The sequence below is a fragment of the Dielma fastidiosa genome (assembly GCF_003475485.1).
Lineage (GTDB): Bacteria > Bacillota_I > Bacilli_A > Erysipelotrichales > Erysipelotrichaceae > Dielma > Dielma fastidiosa.
Map to the genome: position 1 here is coordinate 109335 of NZ_QRQL01000002.1, position 24907 is coordinate 134241.

General features: G+C 39.6%; 25 protein-coding genes and 1 riboswitch. Of the genes, 8 read left to right on the forward strand and 17 right to left on the reverse strand.

The window, feature by feature from the left end:
* Window positions 1-44 precede the first annotated feature (44 nt).
* Window positions 45-503 carry a GNAT family N-acetyltransferase gene (locus DWZ33_RS05155; protein WP_118454036.1) on the forward strand — a complete coding sequence of 153 codons (459 nt, stop codon included), beginning with the start codon at window positions 45-47 and terminating at the stop codon, window positions 501-503.
* Between the two features lie 117 nt (window positions 504-620).
* Here the strand turns inward: DWZ33_RS05155 and mcrC are convergent, their stop codons facing one another.
* The 8 genes from mcrC to DWZ33_RS05195 all read right to left on the reverse strand — a co-directional run bounded on the left by mcrC (window position 621) and on the right by DWZ33_RS05195 (window position 10619).
* Window positions 621-1643, reverse strand: a complete 1023-nt coding sequence (mcrC, locus tag DWZ33_RS05160) for a 5-methylcytosine-specific restriction endonuclease system specificity protein McrC (RefSeq protein WP_118454037.1) — start codon at window positions 1641-1643, stop codon at window positions 621-623.
* On the reverse strand, window positions 1640-3814 hold the full coding sequence (locus tag DWZ33_RS05165; protein WP_118454038.1) for an AAA family ATPase: 2175 nt from the start codon (window positions 3812-3814) through the stop codon (window positions 1640-1642). Before DWZ33_RS05165 ends, mcrC begins: the two co-directional genes overlap by 4 nt.
* Window positions 3815-3947: 133 nt before the next feature.
* Window positions 3948-5276 carry an RsmB/NOP family class I SAM-dependent RNA methyltransferase gene (locus DWZ33_RS05170; RefSeq protein ID WP_118454039.1) on the reverse strand — a complete coding sequence of 443 codons (1329 nt, stop codon included), beginning with the start codon at window positions 5274-5276 and terminating at the stop codon, window positions 3948-3950.
* 10 nt (window positions 5277-5286) lie between these two features.
* Complete coding sequence (locus tag DWZ33_RS05175; protein ID WP_118454040.1) at window positions 5287-6615, reverse strand: MATE family efflux transporter; 1329 nt, start codon at window positions 6613-6615, stop codon at window positions 5287-5289.
* A gap of 11 nt (window positions 6616-6626) precedes the next feature.
* Window positions 6627-7568, reverse strand: a complete 942-nt coding sequence (locus tag DWZ33_RS05180; protein ID WP_118454041.1) for a TIGR03943 family putative permease subunit — start codon at window positions 7566-7568, stop codon at window positions 6627-6629.
* A gap of 2 nt (window positions 7569-7570) precedes the next feature.
* Window positions 7571-8638, reverse strand: a complete 1068-nt coding sequence (locus DWZ33_RS05185) for a CobW family GTP-binding protein (RefSeq protein ID WP_118454042.1) — start codon at window positions 8636-8638, stop codon at window positions 7571-7573.
* 64 nt (window positions 8639-8702) lie between these two features.
* Window positions 8703-9566 carry an aminoglycoside 6-adenylyltransferase gene (locus DWZ33_RS05190; protein WP_118454043.1) on the reverse strand — a complete coding sequence of 288 codons (864 nt, stop codon included), beginning with the start codon at window positions 9564-9566 and terminating at the stop codon, window positions 8703-8705.
* A gap of 90 nt (window positions 9567-9656) precedes the next feature.
* Window positions 9657-10619 carry an outer membrane protein assembly factor BamD gene (locus DWZ33_RS05195; protein ID WP_118454044.1) on the reverse strand — a complete coding sequence of 321 codons (963 nt, stop codon included), beginning with the start codon at window positions 10617-10619 and terminating at the stop codon, window positions 9657-9659.
* Window positions 10620-11083: 464 nt separating this feature from the next.
* Between DWZ33_RS05195 and DWZ33_RS18415 the strand changes: the two genes are divergently transcribed.
* Window positions 11084-11206, forward strand: a complete 123-nt coding sequence (locus tag DWZ33_RS18415) for a hypothetical protein (protein ID WP_276330528.1) — start codon at window positions 11084-11086, stop codon at window positions 11204-11206.
* A gap of 460 nt (window positions 11207-11666) precedes the next feature.
* Here DWZ33_RS18415 and lpdA read toward each other — a convergent pair whose 3' ends face one another.
* The 7 genes from lpdA to DWZ33_RS05235 form a co-directional block, all read right to left on the reverse strand.
* Window positions 11667-13004 carry a dihydrolipoyl dehydrogenase gene (gene lpdA, locus DWZ33_RS05205; protein ID WP_118454046.1) on the reverse strand — a complete coding sequence of 446 codons (1338 nt, stop codon included), beginning with the start codon at window positions 13002-13004 and terminating at the stop codon, window positions 11667-11669.
* Window position 13005: 1 nt separating this feature from the next.
* Window positions 13006-13980, reverse strand: a complete 975-nt coding sequence (locus tag DWZ33_RS05210) for a lipoate--protein ligase (RefSeq protein ID WP_220452401.1) — start codon at window positions 13978-13980, stop codon at window positions 13006-13008.
* Window positions 13973-15409, reverse strand: coding sequence for an aminomethyl-transferring glycine dehydrogenase subunit GcvPB (gene gcvPB / locus DWZ33_RS05215; RefSeq protein WP_118454047.1), 1437 nt, complete (start codon window positions 15407-15409; stop codon window positions 13973-13975). Before gcvPB ends, DWZ33_RS05210 begins: the two co-directional genes overlap by 8 nt.
* Window positions 15393-16721, reverse strand: coding sequence for an aminomethyl-transferring glycine dehydrogenase subunit GcvPA (gene gcvPA / locus DWZ33_RS05220; RefSeq protein ID WP_118454048.1), 1329 nt, complete (start codon window positions 16719-16721; stop codon window positions 15393-15395). The genes gcvPB and gcvPA overlap by 17 nt, the downstream gene beginning before the upstream one ends.
* 7 nt (window positions 16722-16728) lie before the next feature.
* Complete coding sequence (gene gcvH / locus DWZ33_RS05225; RefSeq protein WP_022937022.1) at window positions 16729-17112, reverse strand: glycine cleavage system protein GcvH; 384 nt, start codon at window positions 17110-17112, stop codon at window positions 16729-16731.
* 22 nt (window positions 17113-17134) lie between these two features.
* Window positions 17135-18208: a glycine cleavage system aminomethyltransferase GcvT gene (gcvT, locus tag DWZ33_RS05230; RefSeq protein ID WP_118454049.1), complete on the reverse strand. Its 1074-nt coding sequence runs from the start codon at window positions 18206-18208 to the stop codon at window positions 17135-17137.
* Window positions 18209-18330: 122 nt separating this feature from the next.
* Window positions 18331-18411, reverse strand: a riboswitch (glycine riboswitch).
* 81 nt (window positions 18412-18492) lie between these two features.
* Complete coding sequence (locus DWZ33_RS05235; RefSeq protein WP_022937024.1) at window positions 18493-18969, reverse strand: signal peptidase II; 477 nt, start codon at window positions 18967-18969, stop codon at window positions 18493-18495.
* A gap of 211 nt (window positions 18970-19180) precedes the next feature.
* Here DWZ33_RS05235 and DWZ33_RS05240 point away from each other — a divergent pair, with 211 nt between their 5' ends.
* The 6 genes from DWZ33_RS05240 (at window position 19181) to DWZ33_RS18125 (ending at window position 22332) form a co-directional block, all read left to right on the forward strand.
* Window positions 19181-19546 carry a type II toxin-antitoxin system HicB family antitoxin gene (locus DWZ33_RS05240; protein WP_118454050.1) on the forward strand — a complete coding sequence of 122 codons (366 nt, stop codon included), beginning with the start codon at window positions 19181-19183 and terminating at the stop codon, window positions 19544-19546.
* Window positions 19547-19831: 285 nt separating this feature from the next.
* Window positions 19832-20137, forward strand: a complete 306-nt coding sequence (locus DWZ33_RS05245) for an ArsR/SmtB family transcription factor (RefSeq protein WP_118454051.1) — start codon at window positions 19832-19834, stop codon at window positions 20135-20137.
* 71 nt (window positions 20138-20208) lie between these two features.
* The gene (locus tag DWZ33_RS05250) at window positions 20209-21222 is read left to right on the forward strand and encodes a permease (RefSeq protein WP_118454052.1); all 1014 of its coding nucleotides are present in this window, start codon (window positions 20209-20211) and stop codon (window positions 21220-21222) included.
* A 19-nt stretch (window positions 21223-21241) separates the two neighbouring features.
* Window positions 21242-21568, forward strand: coding sequence for a thioredoxin family protein (locus DWZ33_RS05255; RefSeq protein WP_118454053.1), 327 nt, complete (start codon window positions 21242-21244; stop codon window positions 21566-21568).
* Between the two features lie 2 nt (window positions 21569-21570).
* A complete protein-coding gene (locus DWZ33_RS05260) occupies window positions 21571-21981 on the forward strand; it encodes an arsenate reductase ArsC (protein ID WP_118454054.1) in 411 nt (136 codons plus the stop codon).
* 180 nt (window positions 21982-22161) lie between these two features.
* The gene (locus tag DWZ33_RS18125) at window positions 22162-22332 is read left to right on the forward strand and encodes a P-loop NTPase family protein (protein WP_220452403.1); all 171 of its coding nucleotides are present in this window, start codon (window positions 22162-22164) and stop codon (window positions 22330-22332) included.
* A gap of 61 nt (window positions 22333-22393) precedes the next feature.
* On the opposite strand, the gene DWZ33_RS05270 is transcribed toward DWZ33_RS18125, so the two are convergent.
* Window positions 22394-22978 carry a TetR/AcrR family transcriptional regulator gene (locus DWZ33_RS05270; RefSeq protein WP_118454055.1) on the reverse strand — a complete coding sequence of 195 codons (585 nt, stop codon included), beginning with the start codon at window positions 22976-22978 and terminating at the stop codon, window positions 22394-22396.
* An 81-nt stretch (window positions 22979-23059) separates the two neighbouring features.
* Complete coding sequence (locus DWZ33_RS05275; RefSeq protein ID WP_118454056.1) at window positions 23060-24820, reverse strand: FAD-dependent oxidoreductase; 1761 nt, start codon at window positions 24818-24820, stop codon at window positions 23060-23062.
* Window positions 24821-24907 lie beyond the last annotated feature (87 nt).

Sequence of the window (24907 nt, forward strand, 5' to 3'; positions counted from 1 at the left end):
TAAGTTATAGTCCTAAAATTCATATATACACAGGGAGCAAACTTATGATTAAACAAATTCTAAATAATGAGGATAAACAAATGATAGCACGCATGATTCTTGAAGCACTGCCTGAATGGTTCGGTATTCCTGAAGCTACTGAGGAATATATCATGGAGAGTGCTGAACAATTGTTCTTTGCTGCTTTCATCGATGGCAAAGCGGCAGGCTTTCTATGTTTAAAGGAAACCGGCAGGGATACGGTTGAACTGGCAGTGATGGGAATCTTAAAAGATTTGCACCATCAAGGTATTGGCCGTGCCTTATTTACCGCCGCAAAAGAAACCGCACTCAAGAAGGGTTATTCGTTCATGCAGGTAAAAACGGTGAAACTGGGCTGTTACAAGATTTATGATGACACGAATCGCTTTTATTTAAGCCTTGGCTTTAAAGAATTTGAAGTATTGCCAACACTATGGGATAAGCATAATCCATGTCAAATTTATGTAATGGCACTAAAATAAAAGTTCAACTTAAAATCTGAAAAACGAGTAGATAAAATAAACCTATATATAAAAAGCTTCAAATTATCTTTGAAACCTTTACTTATATATCATCAGCTTTAGAACATCTTATGTTGATCAATTCCCCATGAAGTTATCTGCTATTTCATTTAAATGAAAAGCAATTTCAGAAAACGCACAATTCAAGTTCAAAGTTTTTACGCTAATGCTATTGCCACTCATCATGTAAGTATTATCTGGCAATATTTTTTCGTCAGTCTGAGCATACAAAAGCATGCCTGATACTTCTCCTCCACACACTGCTTTGTTTTTAACATAAGTAAAAATCTGATAGAGATTATTTGAATGAAGCGTGTAAACACCATACTGTTGTTGCATTATATGTCCATAATATTTAGCATCAATAATGAGTGTTTTATTGCCATAATTCAACATAATATCAGACTGCATAATTGGCAACATGGCACTCATGCCATCATCTAAAGCCCACCCTATTTGTGATGCAGTTGTTTTGATTTGAGGATAATGTCTTCGATAATATTCAAGTATAAATTTTTCATATAATCGACACATTCTTTGTTCATCTAAAAATTGCATCAATTTCATAGAGCCGTCAGCTGTTGTCTGCAATAACCCTTTAATAATAAGGTAACAAACAAACATCAGCATTTGATAGCTACAATTATTTCGATTATATTGAAACCTCCAATTAATACTATAAACATCAATTGTTTTAACATCTTTAAAATAAAAAAGTAAATTCCGCAATTCCTTTTTCCTTGCTTTGGTTATATCATATCGTAGAAGCAGTTCCATTGTTGCTTTCAGCACACGATTCATATATGAATCTACTGAAAAATCATCATAAGTACATACAAGCTGTTGCTTTATAATTGTTTGCTGCTTAATAGACTCAGCTATATTCATTTTACCACGCAGACTACTTAGAGGTGTTGTTTTTTCAATATATATCTGACCAAGTCCACGTTTTATTTGAATTGATACGCCTTTAACAATAATTGCAGATAATAGTTCCGCAGTATTTTCAAATTCTTCAGTTGCAAAACTTGCATATCCTTTTTCCTGTAAAATTTGAAATGCATATGCAAGCATATGGTAAATATTTTGAACACAAATCATCGAATTGCCTCATGCATAACATACTCCCAATCACTAACTTTGCTTGGCTCATCAAACCAATATTCATTCAAGAGTGGAATAATTTCATATGTAATTACAGCATTCAGCCACATATCATCAATCTCTTTTTCTGTACAAAAATAGCTATGACCAATGCGGAACCCTTTGCCTAGCGATTCATCATTTTCAATAGACATATTTAATTTTTCAATAATCGCAATAAGACTGTCAAATTTTTTATTGTTTTTTTCCTGTCGGTACTGGAGAAAACCATCAGTTTGAAATGCTGGAGAAAGCTCAAAAAAAGCAAACCGCCGTCTCAGAGCATAATCTAACATTGCAAGACTTCTGTCTGCAGTATTCATCATACCAATAATATAAATGTTCTTTGGCACAGAAAATTGTTCATCAGAATAAAGAAGCTGTAAAGTCGCTCCTCGCTTATCGCTCTCGATAAGCATAAAGAGTTCACCAAAAATCTTGCTTATATTACCTCTGTTAATTTCATCGATAATAAAATAATAATCGTTTTCAGGATCTTTCTCTGCTTTCTTGCAAAAGTTGTAAAAAGGCCCTTTCCTTAGTTCAAAACCCGTAGATGCAGGTCTAAATCCCATAATAAAATCTTCATAGCTATAGCTTTGATGAAATTGTATCATCATCACTCTATTCGGATCTTTAACACCCATCATTGAATAAGCAAGTCGCTTAGCAGCATAAGTTTTTCCAACACCTGGCGCTCCCTGTAGAATAATATTTTTTTTATTAATGAGAAGATTGGTAAGAATATCGTAATTAGCCTTGTTCATATAAACTTCACTAAGAAAATTTTCTGTAGTATAAATCGGGCATTCAATATCAATTTCTTCAATAGCTTCATCATCAAACAATTCTGAAATTGCTTTGACATAGTCAGTATATGGAGTAATATCGGTTAATACTTTAGTTATTGCATTACCAGGATGTTCCCACTCCCCCTTATGAGTCCATATTACCTTTCGAATATTGGGATATTCGGAACAGAGATCTGGCGCATAAGTATAATCTGAGGTAACTACCCCTCTGCCAATTATAGTTTTTTTACCTTTCTTCGCAAAAATAACATCTCCTGGTTTAATGTCATGAACAAATTGCCAAGTTTCCAATGAAGCACTTTTGAAACTGGTTGCTTCCACTGTGGGATCTGGATTCTCCAAATAATATTTTTGCATTGCTTTCTGCATTTCAGTTCTTGAAGCATACAAATTTAAATCACCGATGCATCCTCTTGCAATTCCAATGATTCCCTGTTCATAAAATTCATCCCATTTCTCAGCTCCATAACCGGGTGTAAATACCCAATAGTGAATCGTATGAACGTCTTTATCTCCGATTGCTTCTCCAGCATTAGGCCGAGTATTTTCAAGAATTGTTATCCGCTTTTCTTCGTTAACTTGTTCAGAAACAATCCACGCATAATAGGATAGTTCTGGAAAATTCTGATAACGATAATTACCTTTTTCAAGAGCAGTATGGCTTTTACTTATAATGTTTAGATATTCTTCACCATTGGGAACCTTTTCTAAAGCACCAATACTTTTAATATAATTTTCAGGCATATTTTCCGGATTACATATATACCAGCGATTACGAGAATCTAAATTAATAAATTCATATGGACGTATCCAATACAGTGCCATTGTTAAATTCCATTTAACACCTTTCTGCTTTAATGCCGCATCATAAGCAAGTATAAATGCCTTTTTGCTACTTTCAGAATGTGTGTCTGCATATTCTAACGCAGAAATAAAAACTCGCCATAAATTCTCGATATCATCTTCTTGACGATCTCCAATGAAATAATAAAAGGTTGCCGCCATATTATTTAAGACAGGAATGCCATCAAAAGAGTCCGGAATAGGTACATCTATTGAAAATTCCTGCGCGAAACCATGTAAAATTGATATTCTATTCGCATCAGTTATACCTTTGTTAAAAAGCCCAAATATTGTAAATGGGTCAATATCAATGATATTATTATTTGCTTCTAATTTGGGTAAACGTATATTGATAGAAGCATAAATAGTTTTGATCTTTTCTATCAGGATTTTTCTATCATTTTTGTATGGCACGAGTTTATCAGCCAATTTCATGTAAAAATCCACCCAACCAAGATACGTTTTCGTTTCCATATTATACCCTCTCTAGTTATTAATTACTTGTTCGTAAATAGCTATTTAGCTAGCCTAATATAAATCACATTGATATGCACTTTATCCCTTACCATTCCAACTGCACATGCTCATTCACATACAATCAACTTTATTAAAAGCTGTTTACCCGCAGACCTTTGGGAAATTTATTCTTTAGAATGCGGCCGTCACCTTTCGCAAAGCCAATGCCTACCCCTTGATAGAGGATTGCCGTATAGCCTTTCAGCTCAGCGTTTATTACATCACCATGCAGATAAGTCTTGATTTCATCCGGCTTTAATTCATAGCTTTGTTTAAAATAAGGCTGATTGACACTGGCCAGATAGAAGGCATGATGCGGTTCAAAACGATTCTTGATGATTTCTCCGCATTCAATTCCCTGCCTTAAGATACGAATCTTATCCAGCTTGATAAAAGGTGCGATGCGGCCATACACCTTGCCTTGCTGTTCATAAAAATGCAAAGGTGCACAGCCTTGTTTATTCATAAAATCCTGTACGGCTTCATTCAGCTTTAATGCTTTTATTTCTTTAATCGGCGAAAGTTCCTGTTCACCGTGCTTGACCATTTTCGCAATGAAATGACCTTCACCCTGATCCATTGGGAAAATTCTTCTGACATAGGCTTCATTAATACCATACCCGCTTAACCCAGCCCGGCCAAATTTTACATTACAGTCAACTAGCTCCATATCCTTATGGGCTGCCAAGAATTTTTGAATCACTAATTCATTTTCTTCAGGCGCGTAGGTACATGTCGAATATACAAGTATACCCTCCTGTTTCAATGCCTGATAAGCGCTGTCAAGAATATGCAGCTGACGGCTTTGACATGCTTTCACATGTTCAATCGACCAATCCTCTAAGGCTTTGGCATTCTTTTTAAACATGCCCTCACCGCTGCATGGCGCATCAACTAAAACCTTATCAAACCAGCCCTTAACCTGTTCACATAAAGCTGCAGGTGTTGCATTGCTTACCATCATTTCACTGACCCCGCAGCGTTCCATATTGGATAACAAAATATTAGCACGGCTGTTTTCTATTTCATTACTCAGTAAAAAACCGGTATTATTCAGCCTTGCGGCAATTTGGGTACTCTTGCCGCCCGGTGCCGCGCATAAATCAAGCACCCAATCATTTTCCTGCGGATCAAGGACACTGACAGCACTGGCTGCCGAGGGCTCCTGAAGATAAATCATGCCGCTTAAATGCGATGGATGGTTGCCTACCCCGCTGACAGCCGCATCAAGATAGAAAGAATCTTTAGCAAAGGGTGTTGGTTTCAGCGCATATAAATCCAGCTTCTGAAATTCATCGATGCCGATTTTTAATGTATTGATACGCAGTCCCCGATACGGCGGCTGCTGTAAAGTTTCCAGATACAGCGCGTACTCATCGTTCAGCATTTCCTTCATCCGGTCTAAAAAATCCTGTTTCATCCTAAACCTCCTACAGCCAATGTCCTTTTTTATAATAGATAAAAATAATCAGCGCGCTTGAAAACCAAGTTACGACATAACCAGAAAATACCACATAAATATCTTGATATACCGGCATTAACGTTATGATCCAAGTCATTCGCATGATACACCAAGTCGCAATCATGATCACCATCGGCACCATGGTCTTACCGGCACCGCGCAAAGTACCGCTTAACGCATGGGAGACAGCCAGGAAAATATATCCCGGCGCAACAGAGCGCAGCATATACGTGCCATAATAAATGACATCCTCTTCATTGGAGAATACTCTTAAGAAATTTGGCGCAAATAAGAGCAGAATGCCAGAAATAACAACCGCTGTACCGCAGCACATCAAAAGCCCGATCTTCGCGCCTTTATTGACTCGTTCATATTCATTAGCCCCCATATTCTGACCAATAAACGTTGTCATCGCCATGGAGAAGCTCATGATTGGCAGAATCGCAAAGCCGTCGATCTTCGTATACGATCCGCAGCCTGCCATAGCCGATGGGCCGAAACTGTTGATATTGCTTTGGACAATAACATTAGAAAAAGAGATTACCGCGTTTTGTAAACCGCTTGGCAAACCAATTTTAATAATCTGCTTCAGACTGCTTGAATCAAAACGAATCTCTCTAAACACCAACCGATACGCCTCATCAGTCCTCGAAAGTACAATTAAGATCAGTATACCGCTTAATGCCTGTGAAATCGTAGTAGCCCAGGCAACCCCCGCAACACCCATCTGCAAAGCAATAACAAAAACCAAGTCTAAAACAATATTCGTTAATGCACTGGCAATCAAAAAATAGAGCGGTGTTTTAGAATCACCGATGGCTCTCAAAATTCCGCTGCCGATATTATAGATAACAACACCTAAAATACCTGCGAAATAAATTCTCAGATATAATTTTGAACCATCCATAACCTCTGGCGGTGTACCTACCCATGTTAAGATCAGCGGTGTTAATAAAATTCCGACAACCATTAAGATCAGACCGCCGACAATCGCTAAAGCGATTGAAGTATGCACAGCCTTATGCAAACGATCCTTATCCTGAGCACCGAATGACTGTGAAATAATAACACTGGCACCTACGGATAAGCCCATAAAAAAGCTGACCAGCAGATTAATAATCGGATTGCTGGAACCTACTGCCGCCAATGCGTTGCTGCCAATCGTCTGCCCTACCACGATGGAGTCAACGGTATTATATAATTGCTGGAACAAATTGCCCAGCAGCAAAGGGAGCGAAAACCATAGTATCTGTTTCCAGATAACGCCCTTTGTCATCAATCCCTTTTCATTTTCCATATTCCCTCCACTTATGAGAAACTAACTATTTCATCTTTCATCGGGCGGCAGCGTTCATAGCTCTCTTCAATCAAGAACGGCACATTAGCACCATATTCCTCATCAAAGATTACTTCAATTTGCGCGCTCAGCGTCAGCCAGTCACCGTCAACCATCTGTTCAGCATGATCACTCTTTACCATCAAGCCAATCAGCTGCATATCCTCAGCACAGCAAACCATGGCTAAACGGCCAATGACATAAATATCCTCATCATCCTCAGGCCGGCGCATTACCTTACCCTTAAAGCGTATGGTTTTCCCTTTATACTTGCCTGGATTCTCTAAAGCATCCATATACCACAAGCCATAATCATCATCCTCAAGATCAATGAAATCTGCTTTTACATCAAAAGGCAATTCATCATCCTTCAGATCATTGATTGAGCCGTCACTCATTTCATAGATCAGCTGGGCTGACTTATTGATTGCCTTGATATTACTGCGCAGAAATGACTTTTTCATTTCCGGCTCACAGCGGTTAAAAATCACAACCTCACTGGCAAAAATCTGATCATACATCAAAGATCGCATATTGCTCATATAAGAAGTAAAAGTCTGCGCGTCAATGGTAGTCAGAATTTGTACTAATAACCAATCCAGCGGCATATCCATTTCTAAGAATTGATTGACAGACCACATACCGTTGAATTCAATCATAACCCGATCCGGTTCATAACGGCGGTCAAATTCTACTAATAAATCGGAACATAAGTCCTGCTCATTCTCCACGGTAACTAAGGTAGTACGTGTTTGTTTAAGCATTCGCTCTTCATATTCCTCAATCCCTTCCTCACAGCGGATCAACAAGGTTTTTTCACCATCGTTAAAACCTTCATCCAGCAAGGTATTGCTGATCAGCGTAGTTTTGCCGCTTTCTAAAAAGCCAGTAAATAGATAAACAGGTACTGCCATGCTTATACCAGCCTAAAGAGCTGCTTAACCGCCTCTTTATCAATATGTGTACCAATAACACACAGCTTGCCGATAACATCCTTACTGCCCTTGCGGATTTCTGCCTCATGAGGAACTAAGTCAAAATAATACCAATCCTCTTCACCGGCAACCATTCCCTTAGCCCGTAAGATATTTTCATTTTCACATAACTCATCAAGAATTGCTTTAAGCTCTGCTTCCGTATATACATGAGCTGTTTCAATACCCCAGCTTTCAAATACATCATCCGCGTGATGTTGTCCATGTTCGTGATGATCATGGTGATCATGACCGCAGCTGCATTCATGGTCGTGATGATGTTCCTCATGTTCATGATGATGCTCATGCTCTTCATGATGATGCTCATGGTGATGATCTTCACATTCATGCTCATGATCATGAATATGTCCGCATTGCGGGCAGGCTGTTTCCGCGATTAATTCTTTAAGCATTTGATTGCCGTTTTCCATGACATTAAGAATCTGGTCACCGCTCAATTCATCCCACGGTGTGCTGACTAATGATGCTTCACTGTTTTCTTCCTGAATCAGCTTGATCACTTCATCTAATTTTTCATGACTCAGCTTCTGAGCGCGGCTGATCAGAATTGTTTTCGCATAATGCAGCTGATCATTATAAAACTCACCAAAATTCTTTTTATACATTTTAACCTTAGTTCCGTCTACTACCGTAACTACACCGTTAATTACTAAACGTTCATCTTTTACATTTTCCACAGCCCGCAAAACATCTGACAGCTTGCCGACACCCGATGGCTCAATTAAAATCCGGTCAGGCTCAAACTGTTCCAGAACCTTCTTTAAAGCTTCTTCAAAATCACCTACTAAGGAGCAGCAGATACATCCCGAATTCATTTCAGTGATTTCCACACCTGCTTCCTTTAAAAAACCGCCATCAATGCCGATTTCACCAAACTCGTTTTCAATCAGCACACATTTTTCACCTTGCATCGCTTCTTTTAAAAGCTTGCGGATCACCGTTGTCTTACCGGCACCGAGAAATCCAGAAAATAAATCAACTTTAGTCATTTTCATCCTTCTTTCTACTCAATGAAATTAGTATAACACTGAACGATTGACTCATGCAAATGCTTCAATCAAAGGTTTGAGCATCAGCCGGCAATTTTTGAACCTTTTTCAAATAGCTCATGCAGTTTATGGCTTCAGCTTCATTATAATTAAAGTATAAAGCATCGCTCACTTCTTTTGCGACAGCATCACCAAGCTCACACATCTTAAATATAGCTGTCCAGACAGCTGTTTTTTCAGGCCGCGCATAAGTATCTAAGAAACGCTGATAAATATCGTCAGGCAGATATTTTTTCATATATTTACCCGCTTTGCCTGCGCTGATTGAAAAATCATAATCGATGCCGATTTTCCAAATCAACAATCGTTTCAGCATTGGCCGAATATTAAAATCAAGCATATCCATGACATATGGCATTTCATCGCGCCACAGCCCTTTTGCAGCATTATCGAAGCACCACCAGAATTCATTGCAAGTACATAAAAATTCTTCTTCAGTGGGTTTTTGAATCCAGTATATTTCATCACTTAACTGTTCTGTCTGAGGGAAGTATCCATCCTTATCAACCAATACACGATATAAATCCATTCGATTTTGAACACTTGCTATCAGTGAGACATGAAGATCCAGCCTGCTGCCGTCAGCAAACTGGATCAGCCAGCCATAGCTTTGATCTACATCGGATGGGTAATAAACATTTTCTTCCGGCAGCTGCATAAACAATCGTTCGCCAAAGCGGTCAATCCATGTTTTATCTTCACGAAACGATTTCGTTTCATTTACTATATAGACCACATCATAATCCTGAAACATATCAGCAGGTACCTTGGGATTCACCCTAGACCCTTCCAGATATGCGGCACGTATCCGCGGATCTTCAATGGCGGTTTGCGTGATCAGCGTCAGCATCTCCTGTTCAGTGCGCATAAAACCCCTTCTTTCCTAAATAATTATTATATCAAATATTCAGCCCCATTTATATGAAAAGAAGCATTCCTAAGAATACTTCCTTCATTATTATTCACTTTTATTTGCTTGAGATAAACCATAAACCGTTTCACAATCCATCGCGCTGTCATAGAAATCTTTAACCGTTGTTCTAAGACTTAAATAACCGCCGCTGGCTGTGATACGATTACTGATAATATTCAAATCAGCCAGCCGTTTACTGCTTGCTGTTTCAAAATCAACACCTAGTTTCATAGTAATACCCTCATCATCACGCATCGCCTGCGCATTAACGCCCGGGAACTGGAAAGGCGCTAAATAAGCCTGAAGTTCATCATCGCTCATATCAATTAATTGAGCAGTTTCAACCATGCCTAATATTTCATCCCCTTTAGCAAATATTTCAAAGGCATCATATTTATTTGAGCATGTTGTCATTGTACTATAAATATAGTAATAAAAGCCGCCATTCAGCAAATCAAAGAATTCACGGTTGGTATTCGTATCCATAACATTCTCACCGTCGCGGTTTCCGACATAAACCGTCATTTCCTTTTCGACAGGTTCAGCTGTCTCTATTGCCTTCAGCATCCATGCCGGCATATTTTTAAAACTGTCATCGTTATTTGCTACCTCAGAAGCAATTGCTTCACTCATCGCAGTTAAGATATTGCCGGAAATATCTTTCGTTTGAATTTTAACACTGACTTCGCCCCAACGTTCTTTTCCCTCTACTGCCTTGGCTGTAAACGTGAAATCTTTTGTCAGTTCATGAACCCGTTTAAAAACTTCTTCCATGCCATTGCCGTTGCCCTCCGTCAATACACTGAAGAATGTATGCAGCTTATTATCATCAGAAATGAATGGCTTAATTGCTTCATAATCGCCATTTTGATAAGCCTGAAGAAAAGTATTCACTACCTCTTCATCGGATAATTCTTCTTTTTGGGGAACCAATGCACAGCCGCTGATGCTCAGACATAAAAACAGTGTCATCATCATGATAACAATTCTTTTCATTTTAATGATCATATACTTCTCCTTTTCACAAGATAAAGCGTAATATGCTTCATCAATCCCTTTGACAATATTATAACATGCTAATTTATATTGTACAGTCTGACAAAAGCCATTATAAAGTCGAAATTAGACATAAAAACAGCTGTCAGGGCAGCTGTTGATACAATATTTAAAAATACAAGAAATAGTCCAATGATATTCTTATTTCACTTTTTGCCGCATTTAATCATTTTCTATACATTCAACGAGATTTCTCATATAAATTAGTTATAAGAGTGATAAACTATATTACGAAAATAAGTTCATCACTTAATGACTTTTTAATACCCTAACAAATAAATAATAACATAATATCTCCAAACAATATAGGCTGTTAAAACTACTCAAATAATGGTAACGTTTAAATAGAGATATAGTACAGACAGCAAAGCTATTTAGCTGTCTGATTGCATTGTACTGAAAGGGTGGTATTAACAATGAATGAAATTGCAGCTGTATTGAAAGATCATACTTTAAATGGAACTTCCTTTATAATTAATTCAGACTGGGATATGCTGACCAAAACTTTTGCTAATTTATTAAACACACCGGACTTATAGGTGCAGCAGGTGGAGGATATATGTGTTGTATCCATTTGACTATTCACAAACTGCACCATCTGCACCATGTTATCCATTCAACTATATGATTGAAAAAATAAAATTAGTATTTAGCAAAAGTTCAATAAAAACGGTCAGCATAGACGGCATAACTTATGTCAAATCCAAATATCTGCTTATAATGTCAGGCTTTTTAAGATATTTTTGTTGTATCTCCATTCCGATGTTTATGTTAATATGCTCAACCTATGAGCCTTTAAAAAAATATTATCTAGCAACCCCCGTTTTCGGTATATTAACAAATTTAATCTTGATATATGTTTTAATTCCCAACAAATTTTGGATGAAGCTGCCAATATCCAAGAATGAATAATACTCATTATCAAAAGTCCGCAGCAAAAAAACAAGGAAGCATTTATCATTGAGTTCTAATCAATGAAATTGATGCTCCCTTTTTTTATCATTTGCGTTTCTTCTGCATCGCCGCTGAGGCAATCGCTTCACTAAATGTAGGATGCGGGTGAATGACTGATGCCAGCTGATCAACAGTAAGTCCTGCACTGATAGCTAATGTCAGCTCACTGATCATATCACTGGCTCGCTCGCAGAATAAATGAGCGCCTAAGAGTCTGCCGCTTTCTTCATCAACAATCAGCTTCACAAAACCGCTTTCCTGCTGTGACAAGACAGATTTGCCATTTGCGGACATCAGCGCTTTCATCGCAACGGCTGAAATTCCTTTACTCTTTGCCATCTCTAAGGTTAGTCCAACACTGGCAATTTCCGGTTTGGTATAGACACATGATGGTACCAATGTCAAATCAACCTTTGGTGATTCATGCAGAATATGTTCAAGCACTTTTTTACCTTGAGCTACTGCCGCATGAGCCAGCATCATTTCCTTGTTTACATCGCCAATCGCATAGATCGACGGCACTGAGGTTTGATAATACTCATTGACTGTCAGCCGGCCATTCATGACCTCAAGATCGACATTGGTCCATAGTGAATCAACATTTGCCTGTCTGCCAACCGCGGCCAAAATAGCATCACATTCAATAGTATGCTCACATTCTTTTTCAAAATAAGTGATTTTAAGCCCCGGTTCAATGCCGGCTACCTTCGCTGCCGTATGAATATCGATGCCCCGTTTATTCATCAGCATTTTCAGTTTCAACGCGATTTCCTTATCCATAGCTGGCAGCAGCTGATCCTGTGCTTCAATAACGCTGACCTTTGAACCCATCGCATGATAGATAGAGGCAAATTCCATACCGATAACGCCGCCGCCAATAATTACTAAGTGTCTGATCGGCTGATCATACTCAAGCAATTCATCGCTGGTCATAACATTTTTCAGCCGCGGAATGAAGGAAGGCATCGATGGCCGAGAACCGGAAGCCAAAATAATATGCTCCGCCTCTAAAATTTCACCATTGACCGCTACCTGATGAGCACCGACAATCTGCGCATTGCCATGAATCAGCTCAACTTTGGCTTTTTTCAGCTGCAGCTCAATGCCTGATCTGAGCTTTTCAATCACTTCATTTTTATAAGCCTGAAGCTGTTTCAAATCAAGCTGCGGACGATTGCCTGAAAGTCCCAGCTTTGCATATTCCTCTATATTCAAAAATTCGGAAGCGTGCAGCAGGGTTTTGGTTGGAATACAGCCCCGATTCAGGCATGTCCCGCCTAACTCACGCTTTTCTATCAATTTAGTTTTTAATCCCTTCTCAGCAGCCAGGATCGCCGTTTCATAACCGCCCGGCCCAGCACCGATGATAATCACATCATTCATTTTAATCCCTCCAGAAAGAATCATGAATCAATTCCTTCACCTCATCCGCAGCCGCATGAATCGGCACCGCCGAGCACATATCCGCCTCTGTATAACGGCAGCCAAGCAGCTGCTTTTTTAATGCCAGTATAAAATCCTGATCCATCGCGTCTGAATAACAGTTTAAACTTTGTATCAAGCCTTTATCAACATGCAGCTGCAAATCAACAGAGCCCCAGCTAAAACGTCTTTTAAGCTGATGATCAAACTGAATGCTGCGGCCATACAGCCAATCCCAAGACGCGAATTGTGCTTTCAATTCATCAAGCCGCTGCTGATTCAACTGCTTAGGTTCGATTAACGAATATCCACCATATACATCCGCATAGGCTTCTACCAATTTTTCTTTCAGCTTTTCAACCGTTAAGGATGGCTGAAACTCACATAAATTCACGACTCTTGAACGCACCGAAGCAACTCCTTTTGACTGCAGTTTTTCTTCAGATACATTCAGATAGCGTGACAGATCATCCATATTAGCATTCACCAACAGAGTTCCGTGATGGTAGCATTGCTGATGCTTCTTGTAATATGCGTTGCCGCTGAATTTACGGTTTTCCACCGTTAAATCATTGCGGCCATTTTTTTCACCATGTATACCAAGTTTCGCCAATGCCTTTAAAATCACAGAAAGCTGTTTATCAACATCATACACCGACTCATGAACAAGAAACGTAAAGTTTAAATTGCCTAAATCCTGAAAGACTGCACCGCCGCCTGAATAACGCCGCGCCACATGTCCCTCTTCCTTATTCAGCTGCTCTACCTTCAGTTCCTGCCAGGCATTTTGATTTCGGCCGATAACCACTGTGCGCTGATTCTGCCAAAGATATAAAATGCACTCATTTTCTTTAACGGTTTCCAACAGCAAGGCTTCTAAGCCTAAATTATAATAAGGATCGAAGCTATCGCTGAAACAGAGTGAACATTTATTCATCATCAGGCCAAATATAGCGCAGATGCGGCTCACGGGCTGCTTTCACTTCATCAAGCCGTCTGACTGGTGTCAAAAGCGGTGCCTGATGAACATTTTCCGGATTTTCCATCGCGTCTGCCATGATTTTCTTAAATACATCGACGGCGCGATCCAGCGTTTCTAAGGTTTCAGTTTCTGTCGGCTCAATCATCAATGCTTCATGAACAATCAGCGGAAAATACATCGTAGGCGGATGAATGCCATAATCCAGCAATGCCTTCGCAATATCCATCGCTGATACATTGCAGTCATGCTTTTCCTTATTTAAACTGATGACAAACTCATGCATACAAGTCTGATCATAAGCAAGATCATAAGTATCCTTAAGCTGATGCATCATATAATTAGCATTTAATACCGCATTTTGTGCTGTTTCACGAATTCCTTCACTGCCCAGTGTCAGCAAATAGGCCCATGTTTTCACAACAACTAGGAAATTGCCATAAAACGCTTTGATTGCCCCAACACTCTGTTTTGGCTGATGCCATGCATACCCCTCTTCAGTAAGACATGGCAGTACACCCGGCAGATAGTCCGCGAGAAATTGCTTGCATCCGCATGGGCCGCTGCCCGGTCCGCCGCCACCATGAGGGGTTGAGAATGTCTTATGCAGATTCAGATGGATAACATCAAAGCCCATATCGCCTGGCCGTGCTATACCCATGATTGCATTCAGATTGGCACCGTCATAGTAATTTAAACCGCCGGCATCATGAATAATCTGCGTAATTTCAAGAATATGCTTATCAAATAAACCCACCGTATTCGGATTAGTCAGCATTAAACCAGCGGTATCCTCACCGACTGCCTGACGCAATGCATCAAGATCTACACAGCCGTCTTCTTTAGAAGCAATCGTGACAACCTTAAAGCCCGCCATACTTGCACTCGCCGGATTGGTGCCATGAGCCGAATCGGGAATAATAATTTTATTACGTTTTAAGTCATTGCGCATTTCATGATATTTCTTAATCAGCAGCAAGCCGCAGAATTCACCATGCGCACCGGCCGCGGGCTGAAAAGTCATCGCGTCCATACCAGTAATCGTACAAAGTGCTTTTTCCGTCTGCTTCATTAATTCCAGACAGCCCTGCACACTTTCAAGATCCTGCAGCGGATGAATTTCAGTAAAACCGCCAAGACTTGCCAGGGCATCATTAATTTTAGGATTGTACTTCATCGTACACGAGCCAAGCGGATAGAAGCCATCATTGACGCCATGTGTCTGCTTTGCTAATTCGGTATAATGACGGCTGATTTCATTTTCACACAAAACCGGAAGATGCAGCTTCTGCTTGCGTTTAAGTGATAACTCCGTCCTCTCAACATCGCATTTAGGAAGATAAGTGCTTTGTTTCTGCTGATTTTCATAATCAAAGAGTAAACGCATGATTCAGCACCTCCTTCACCGTCTCTGCGCATAGATCCATTTCTTCCTTGGTATTCATTTCCGTAGCGCACCATAGCAGATCAAATTCATTCAGCGGCAAACCGCCCAAAATGCCTTTTTCCTTTAATGCCTTTAAAAGTATCGTACATGGTATTGGTGAACGCAGTACAAATTCATGACAGAATTCCTGCGGATAAACACGTTCAAGACCACTATTCACCAACTGTTTCATCAGATAATGAGCTTTAGAAATACACTGACTGGCAGCTTCCTGCATACCAGAAGCACCCATCGCCGCCATATAAACAGCCGCGTTCAATGCGCAGTATGCTTGATTGGAACAAATATTACTGGATGCTTTTTCACGCCGGATATGCTGTTCACGAGCCTGCAGTGTTAACACATAAGCCCGTTTACCCTCGACATCCACCGTTTCACCGACAATTCGTCCCGGCAGCTTGCGGCCCATGGCTTCAACCGTACTCATAAATCCAAGATAGGGTCCGCCAAAAGCCAAAGACATACCCAAAGGCTGTCCTTCACCAACAGCAATATCAGCACCGCATTCTCTTGGTGTCGGCAAGATGGAAAGCATGATTGGATTACAGCTCATAATACTCTTAGCACCCGCCTGATGAGCAAGCGCTGATATCTCTTCACAAGGTTCTAAATGACCATAATAATTGGGCTGCTGAATCAAAACACAGGCACATGCTTCATCAAGCAAGTTTGACAATGCCGCTAAATCAGTAATGCCGTCACGTTCTGGAATTACCACAACCTCACGATCCTTGCCCCAGCAATAAGTTTTAACCGCTGCCAGTGTCTGCGGATGAATCGCTGCGGAAACAACTACTTTCTGACGTTTACGCTCACAGCACATACCCACTGCCTCAGCTGCCGCGCTGGCGCCATCATAAACAGAAGCATTGCTGACATCCATACCGGTCAGTTCACAGATCATTGTCTGATACTCAAAGATTGACTGCAGAATCCCTTGACTGATTTCAGCCTGATAAGGCGTATAAGCAGTAATGAACTCCTCTTTGCTGATTACATTCTTAACAATTGCCGGAATATAATGACGATAAGCACCAGCACCTCTAAAAATTGTTGGATATACCGTATTCTTAGCAGCTAACGCAGTAATCAAGCGCTGAACCTCTAATTCACTGAGACCTTCAGGCAGATCGAGGTGATCCAGCTTGACAGAATCAGGAATAACTGAAAACAATTCATCATAGCTTGCCATGCCGATTGCTTCAAGCATCGCCTTTTGCTGCTGTGCTGTATTAGGTACATAATTACCCATAAAACGCCTATGCCTCCAACTCAGTTAGATATTCCTGATAAGCGGTTGCATCCAATAATGTTTCAGGCTTAACATCACCCTCCACTTTAACAAACCAAGCGCCGTATGGATCTTCATTAATTTTCTGCGGTGCGTCTAAAAGCTCCTCATTAATTTCTAAAACCTTACCGTTAATAGGTGCAAATACATCAGAAACGGCTTTTACTGATTCTACATCCGCAAACATTTCACCGACAATTAAATCATCGCCGACTTCCGGCAGATTTACAAAAACCAGATCGCCTAATTCATTTTGGGCATAATCACTTAATCCGATTAAAGCAGTGCCATCCTCAAGCAATTGAATCCATTCATGTGATTTTGTGTAAAAATAATTTTCAATAACCTTCATTGTTAGTTCCTCCTTGGACTTGTTATTTTTTATAAAAAGGCAGACGGACAATTTCCGCTTCTACACGGCGTCCCCTTACCTCAACTTCCACTTTTGTACCCATTTCTTTATATTCCTTATCAATCAATGCCATAGCAATTGCGGCATTTAAGGTCGGCGACATGGTTCCAGATGTTGTAACCCCAATCTTTTGATCTTCTTTATACACCGGCATGGCTTCCCGCACAATACCGCGGCCAATAACCTTTAAACCCACTCTTGTCCGTTTAACCGTCTGTGCCAGCAAAGCCTCTTTGCCGATGAAAGCTGCTTTATTTAATTTAACCGCAAACTTTAAATTAGTTTCTAATGGGGTAATCTCATCATTCATCTCATGCCCATATAATGGCATCGCCGCTTCCAGCCGCAGTGTATCACGAGCTCCCAAGCCACATGGCAGCAAACCATCTGCTTGCCCTTCTTGCATCAGCATTTCCCATAAAGCTGCCGCATCCTTATTCGCCAGATAAATCTCAAAACCATCTTCACCCGTATATCCTGTCCGTGATACCAGCGCCTTCAGCCCGCCGACATCCACATTAGCTTTAAAGCTGTAATACTTATCCGGCAACTCTGTGCATAACCGGCTCAAAATGGCCTCCGCCTTTGGACCCTGTAATGCCAGCTGAGCAATATCTCCTGATAAATCCTTAAATTCCACATTACCCTGCTGATGGGCCTTCATCCATGCATAATCCTTATCCTTATTCGATGCATTAACAACGATAAAATAAGCTTCATCATTCAGCTTATAAACAATCAAATCATCAACGACACCGCCCTGTTCATTACACATCGGTGAATACCGGCAGCTGCCGGCTTCCATTTCTGTGAAATCATTACTCAGCAGATAATTGATATTAAGCAAAGCATCTTTACCGCTGCAAACTATTTCTCCCATATGGGATACATCAAATAAACCGCATTGTTCTCTGACCGCTTTATGCTCTGCCAGAATGCCATGCTCATACTGCACCGGCATCAAATAACCGGCAAAAGGAACCATCTTACCTTTAATGCTTAAATGTGTTTCATATAACGGAGTTTTTAATTCCATAGCTCACCTTTCCGCTCCAACAAAAAAAGACACATAGAAAAACTATGCATCTCTGTCTTTTTACCTGAAAGATTTCCTTCCTTAGAAGTTGCTTCGTCGGTGTTTTTATCTTTCCAGAGTTTCGTCTGGATATGGTCCTTTTGCCTGAGAGTTTATTTGCAACTGCCCCTTCGGCGCCCTACGGTCTCTCCCATATCCTTCATCCGATATGTTGGTTAGCTTCTTTTCTAGTATAATCTTACCATGATGAAGATATGCGGTCAACCAAAATTGAAAGCGTTTTCTTACCGTTTGCAGCGTTCGTGATACATACTCAAAAATACAAAAATCAACACCGCCAAGCTTAAGTAGCAATCCTTTAAATCAAAGGTAAAAAATAAAGGAATCTGGATAAAATCAAGACTGCCGCCCCAAAATAATTTGTCAATTAATGAACAAATACTGCCGGCCATTAAAAGTACAAATACAATTGTTGCCCACGGCTCATATTTATTCAATGTCTGTTTATAATGATAAAAACTTACCAGTACAATTATGATGACGATGATATTGAGGATATTCGCGACCCATGGATTGCTGAGAAAGGTGAAATAATTGCCGCCCCACGATAAATTCACATTGATAATCGGACGAAAACGCAGCAAGTTGTTGATGATGGTAAACGTAGAGTTAAACCAGTAGCGGTCAATAAATAATTTAATGCATTGATCAATCAGTACCAGCAGGCTGATTGATAAGCCATAACGACAAACCTTTCGCATTTAACTCCCCCTTTTATTATGTATTAATTATTTTAACATAAATGGCGATAAAAGGAAAATCTATGGAGGCTGATGATGGTATTCATTGAACCAGCTAATACATCAATGGCTGATAGAATGACTTAAATTAGCTGATTGGTATTTAATTTTCCCTATAATCAAATAATAATTGATACCACATATAATATAAATAGGATAAATAGGAGGAATAATGAAGAAGTTAAATGATTACATGGCATTGTCCTATCGCATGGAAATTGTAGAAAATAAGGATGAAGGAGGATATGTATTATCCTATCCTGATTTACCTGGATGTATTACCTGTGGTGATACTGTGCAAGATGCTATAATCAATGCTCAAGATGCTAAGAAAGCATGGCTTGAAGCTGCGTTGGAAGAAGGAATAGAAATTTATGAACCAGATTCACTTGAAGATTATTCAGGACAGTTTAAATTGCGTATACCTCGCAGTTTGCATAAATCACTTGCAGAACATTCTAAGAAAGAAGGCATAAGTATGAATCAATATTGTTTGTATCTGCTTACCAAAAATGACGCTTTTTTCACATCAAAATAAGAATATAATAATCAGAATGTAAAAGCAGTTAATCTGCTGTTATTTATAAAATTTAGATTACACAGAAAGGATTCAATGAATGTTAAAATGAATCCTTTTTAATTCTTAGAATGATCATTCACATTGACCAGTGCTTTATGAAGCTTTCAAGAACTACGTTTATTTATGTATATAATTTGATCTATATACTTTTTCACATCAATTATTTTTGATATGTCATTGACAAAGCTTTTAACATCAGTTATGATTCTTATATCAAAATAATTTGATTTGAGGAGTGATAAAATGACTGATTATTCAAGTGACGCCAAAATATTTAAAGCACTCTGTGATGAAAAACGGTTGGCAATTATAAATCATTTAAAAAGCGGTGAAAAGTGCGCATGTGTTTTAATTCAGGCCATGAACATTGGACAATCGGCTTTATCCTATCATATGAAAATACTTTGTGACTCTGGTATTGTAACCAGCAGACAAGATGGTAAATGGACTCATTACAGTCTTAGTCAAGCTGGCAGTGAGTATGCCGCAAAGCGTCTTATAGAGCTGACAATGCCTGAATCAAAAACATATTTAAAATGTGGTGAATAGAGGTCATCTTCGGATGGCTTTTATAAAACTAATATATATCAAAATATTTTGATATGAAGGAAGTGATTATTTTGGAAACAATCAAAACTATCTGGCTGTTTCTTCAAGATCAGCTATTAGGCATGAAATGGTTAAACACCTTGCTCAATGACGTTTTATCAGCAATGGGATTGGATATCAACAGTCAATTAGGCGGCAGTGTGCAGTTCTTTATCTATGATGTGATTAAGATTACCGTCTTATTATGCCTGTTAATTTTCTTTATCTCTTATATCCAGAGTTATTTTCCACCGGAAAGAAGTAAGAAAATACTCGGTAAATTTCATGGCATTAAGGCAAATATCTTATCTGCCCTGCTGGGTACCGTCACACCCTTTTGTTCATGTTCATCAATTCCCTTGTTTATTGGCTTTACAAGTGCAGGATTGCCATTAGGCGTTACCTTTTCGTTTCTTATATCTTCGCCAATGGTTGATTTAGGAAGTCTTGTCTTACTGATGAGCATTTTTGGCGTAAAGATTGCGATTGCCTACGTCCTTATCGGCTTGGTCATTGCGGTAGTTGGCGGTACCTTGATTGAAAAGATGCACATGGAAAAGTACGTCGAGGATTTTGTATACCATGCTAGTAATGTAGACATCAGTTCACCGGCGCTTACCAAAAAGGAGCGGGTGCAATATGCCAAAGAACAGGTTGCGGAAACATTTAAAAAGGTATTTCCTTATATATTAGTAGGTGTAGGTATTGGCGCTATTATCCATAACTGGATACCAGAGAGCTGGATTGAAACCGTCTTGGGAAGCAATAACCCCTTGGGTGTTGTATTAGCTGCACTGGTGGGTATCCCGATGTATGCCGATATTTTCGGTACGATACCAGTGGCAGAGGCATTGCTTGCCAAAGGCGCGCAGTTAGGTACAATTTTGGCATTTATGATGGCGGTAACAACATTAAGCCTGCCATCAATAATTATGCTCAAGAAAGCCGTAAAGCCTAAACTATTAACTTTATTTATCGTGATTTGCACGTTAGGCATTATTGCTGTTGGTTATCTATTTAATCTGTTTCATGGGTTCTTAATTTAATAAATCGGAGGTAGTTAAAATGAAATTATTTAAAAAGAAAGAAGAAAAAAAAACTTGCTGTAATTGTAATGTTGATGCTATTGCGGAGGCGGAGAAGCTGAAATCGGATAAGGGTATTAAAATCTTAGGCTCTGGCTGCGCAAAATGCCAAGCCTTAGAGAAAGCTGTCCGTACAGCGGTTGAAGAATTAGCGTTGGATTATTCGATTGATCACATTACTGATTTTGCGCAAATTGCCAGCTATGGAGTTATGTCCACACCAGCTTTAGTAGTTGATGGCAAAGTCGTAGCTTATGGCAAAGTATTATCCGTGACAGAAGTAAAAGATATTTTAAAAGGTATCTAGTAATGAAAGAACATTTACCAAAGGTAGCATTTATTTGTGTGCATAATTCCTGCCGCAGTCAAATCGCTGAAGCACTTGGCAAACAGCTGGCTGCTGATGCTTTTGAAAGTTACTCTGCCGGTACAGAAACCAAGCCGCAGATCAATCAGGATGCAGTACGTCTGATGAAAGAAAGATATCAGATTGATATGGAGGCAACACAATATTCAAAGCTCATCGAAGAACTGCCGCCTATCGATATTGTTATTACTATGGGATGCAATGTTGAATGTCCTGCTATTCCATGCAAATATCAGGAAGATTGGGGACTTGATGATCCAACAGATAAAAATGATGAAGAATTTAATAAAGTGATTGATACAATCTATGAGAAAATTGTGGCATTAGCCGCAAAATGCAGTCAACTCATATAAAGTGTGTAATTTAGCCCATTCATTAATGGGCTTTCATATAGAAAAAAGGCCGCTATCAGTAACCTTCAGCATCTTACTTGCAGCAGCTGATTGATAGATAAGATAACGGAACGATTAAAGAATTTACCGGTATTTGCAGATGCGGCAAATTTTTTTGCTGTTTACTATATTTAAGAGATATTGGAGAATGATGTTGATGCCGGTCATATCATCGAGATTGCCCTAAACGGCATTGAGAATGAGGAATTAAGAGATCCCAAGGTGTGCTTCAAGTTTATTAATTATCTGCTTCTTGATGAAGTACAATTCATGCCGCGATTTGTGGAAGTATTAAACAGCTTGCTGCTCTGAATTCCAATGTTCATTTAAATTTTATGTGCATATGCACATTTTTATGAAGTGGAAGCTTAACCTAATACTTGCTTCCTCTGCACAATGCAAGTATCTCCTTAATCATAACCTCACCCAAATTGAAATCCCCTTCCTGCATGCAGTAACAGAAATAGTTAGCGATAATCATTTTTAATACAATCCATGCCAACTCATCAGCGGGTATATCGTTGCGGATGCTGCCGTCTTTTTGACCGGCGCTGACAACCTTTTTCAATACCTGATAGTTAATGCTGTTTTTATCCGGCATTGTATCCGCGCGGTGATAGAGATAGATTCGGAAAATTTCACGCAGCCATTCGACATCATTGCCATTCAGCAATTCATTCTGCATCTCAAGATAGACCTCAAGGTTAGCCAAGCCAGTTTCACGATTCAGCCTCGGTGCAATTTCTTCACGGGTATGCAGTGAGCTTTTCATTGACTGCTGGACAATGATATCATCCTTGGAATTAAAATGCTTATAATAAGAACCAATCGAAATATCCGCCTTCTGACAAATCTCTCTGATTGTGATTGAATCATAATTCTTTTCTTTTACCAATTCAGTAATTGCCTGATGAATTTTTCGGTAAGTTTCTTTTTTCTGTTCATCTCGGATACCCATAAAATCACTCCTATCCTTAGAAGTAAAAGCTGCCGATGCCGACAGCTTTTCTTTAGCAGATTTATTATACCTTATTTTTAACTATTTTGCAGCATTGATACCCGCAATCCGTCCAAAACGCACAGCTGATCCGATAGCCATACCGCAGCAAGGATATTCAGTACCGAATAAGCCAGTAAAGGCAACCTCACCTGCCGCATACAGACCCTTGATCGGCGTATTGTTTGTATCAAGTACCTGAGCTTCCACATCAGTTACCAGACCGCCGTAAGTTACCGTAACAACCGGTTTCATTTCAATAGCATAAATTGTACCTTCAAGAGCATTCATTTTATCAGCTGGTTTGCCGAAATCTTCATCATTGCCAGCCGCGCATAATTCATTGTAACGTGCTACTGCTGATGCGAATGTTGTAGGATCAACACCCATCAGTGCCGCTAATTCTTCTGCTGATTCAGCTTTTAATGTTGAATCTAAAGTCATTGCGTATTGTACTGTTGGCGCTGGATCATTTGCACTTGCGATATACCAGCCGATCTTGCTGCCAGAGTTAACTAACGCTTCAGCTACATGATATTGATAAGTGAATTCATCAACAACACGTTCGCCTTTTTCATTTACGATTAAGCCTGCTTCTTCATTGATGCCGACACCGCTTGTAAAGCTTGTAAATACGATTTGTGTGCTTGGTGCATTGAAAATCTGCGCACCGACAGCTTCACTCATAGTAAGACCATCACCGACATTACCTCTAGGAACTGAAGTTACATAGCCTTCAGCTGATGGATAACGAGAAATCATTTCTTTATTCTGCGCATAACCGCCAGTTGCGATAATTACTGACTTCGCGTTAACCGTTACCTTTGATCCGTCAGGCTTAACCCCAACAACACCTACAACATCACCATTTTCATTTGTTAATAATTCATTTGCTGATACATTATATTTAATTTCAGCATCAGTAGCCTGAACAGCCTTCACTAATGGTACAGTAATCAAACCGCCGTTGCCGTTTGTCATGCCCGCTTTTTCAAGCGTATTGTGTACACGCCAAGGAGTAATTGATGAATGAATTGGTTCCACATCCTTAACAACTACGCCGTTATCAATCAGCCAATTAAAATCACCCAGCGCATTATCTGTAAATTCATGAAGCTTTTCATCATCGATCAGATCACCGCCGACACCTTTTAGATAATCATATAATGCTTCCGGTGTATCACCTTCAAAACCAGCAGCTTCCTGGAATTCAGTACCTGCTGCCAGTAATTTACCGCCGCTCAGTGTAGTCGCACCGCCTGGGATTCCTTGTTTTTCAAGAATAATAACCTTCGCACCGGCATTGGATGCTTCTAAAGCCGCACTCATACCCGCTGCGCCGGCACCTACGATAACAACATCAGCATCTAATGTTTCATCCTTTGCCCCTGCCTTTTCAACTTCCACTGCCTTTAACGCGTCAACATCACCGCCAGCTTGTTTTACCGCATCGCCGACAGCACTCAAAATTGCATTACTCGTAATCGTCGCACCAGTAATTGCATCAATATTTAAGGATTGTGTTTCAAGAATCTTGCCTGGCAATGTTTCATAAGGTGTCATGTCTAATCCATAACCAACACCATATGTATCATTGGTTGTCGTAATTTCAATCTTCGTAATTTCGGAATCGCTGAAGGTTACATCAACATTCATGTCGCCCTTCATACCTCTGGATGTACCTGTAAAAGTACCTGCCGTATAACCTGTTTTCGGTTCTTCCGGTTTCTCTGCCGGTGTTGAACAAGCGCCTAAACTTAAGGCCATCAATGCCGAGATACCAACTAATATACCTTTCTTCATATGTCCCTCCTGAATTTAAGTGAACACGTTCACTGTAATATTATTATAGCAGTTGTTAATAAAAAAACAAGACCTTTTGTGATAGTT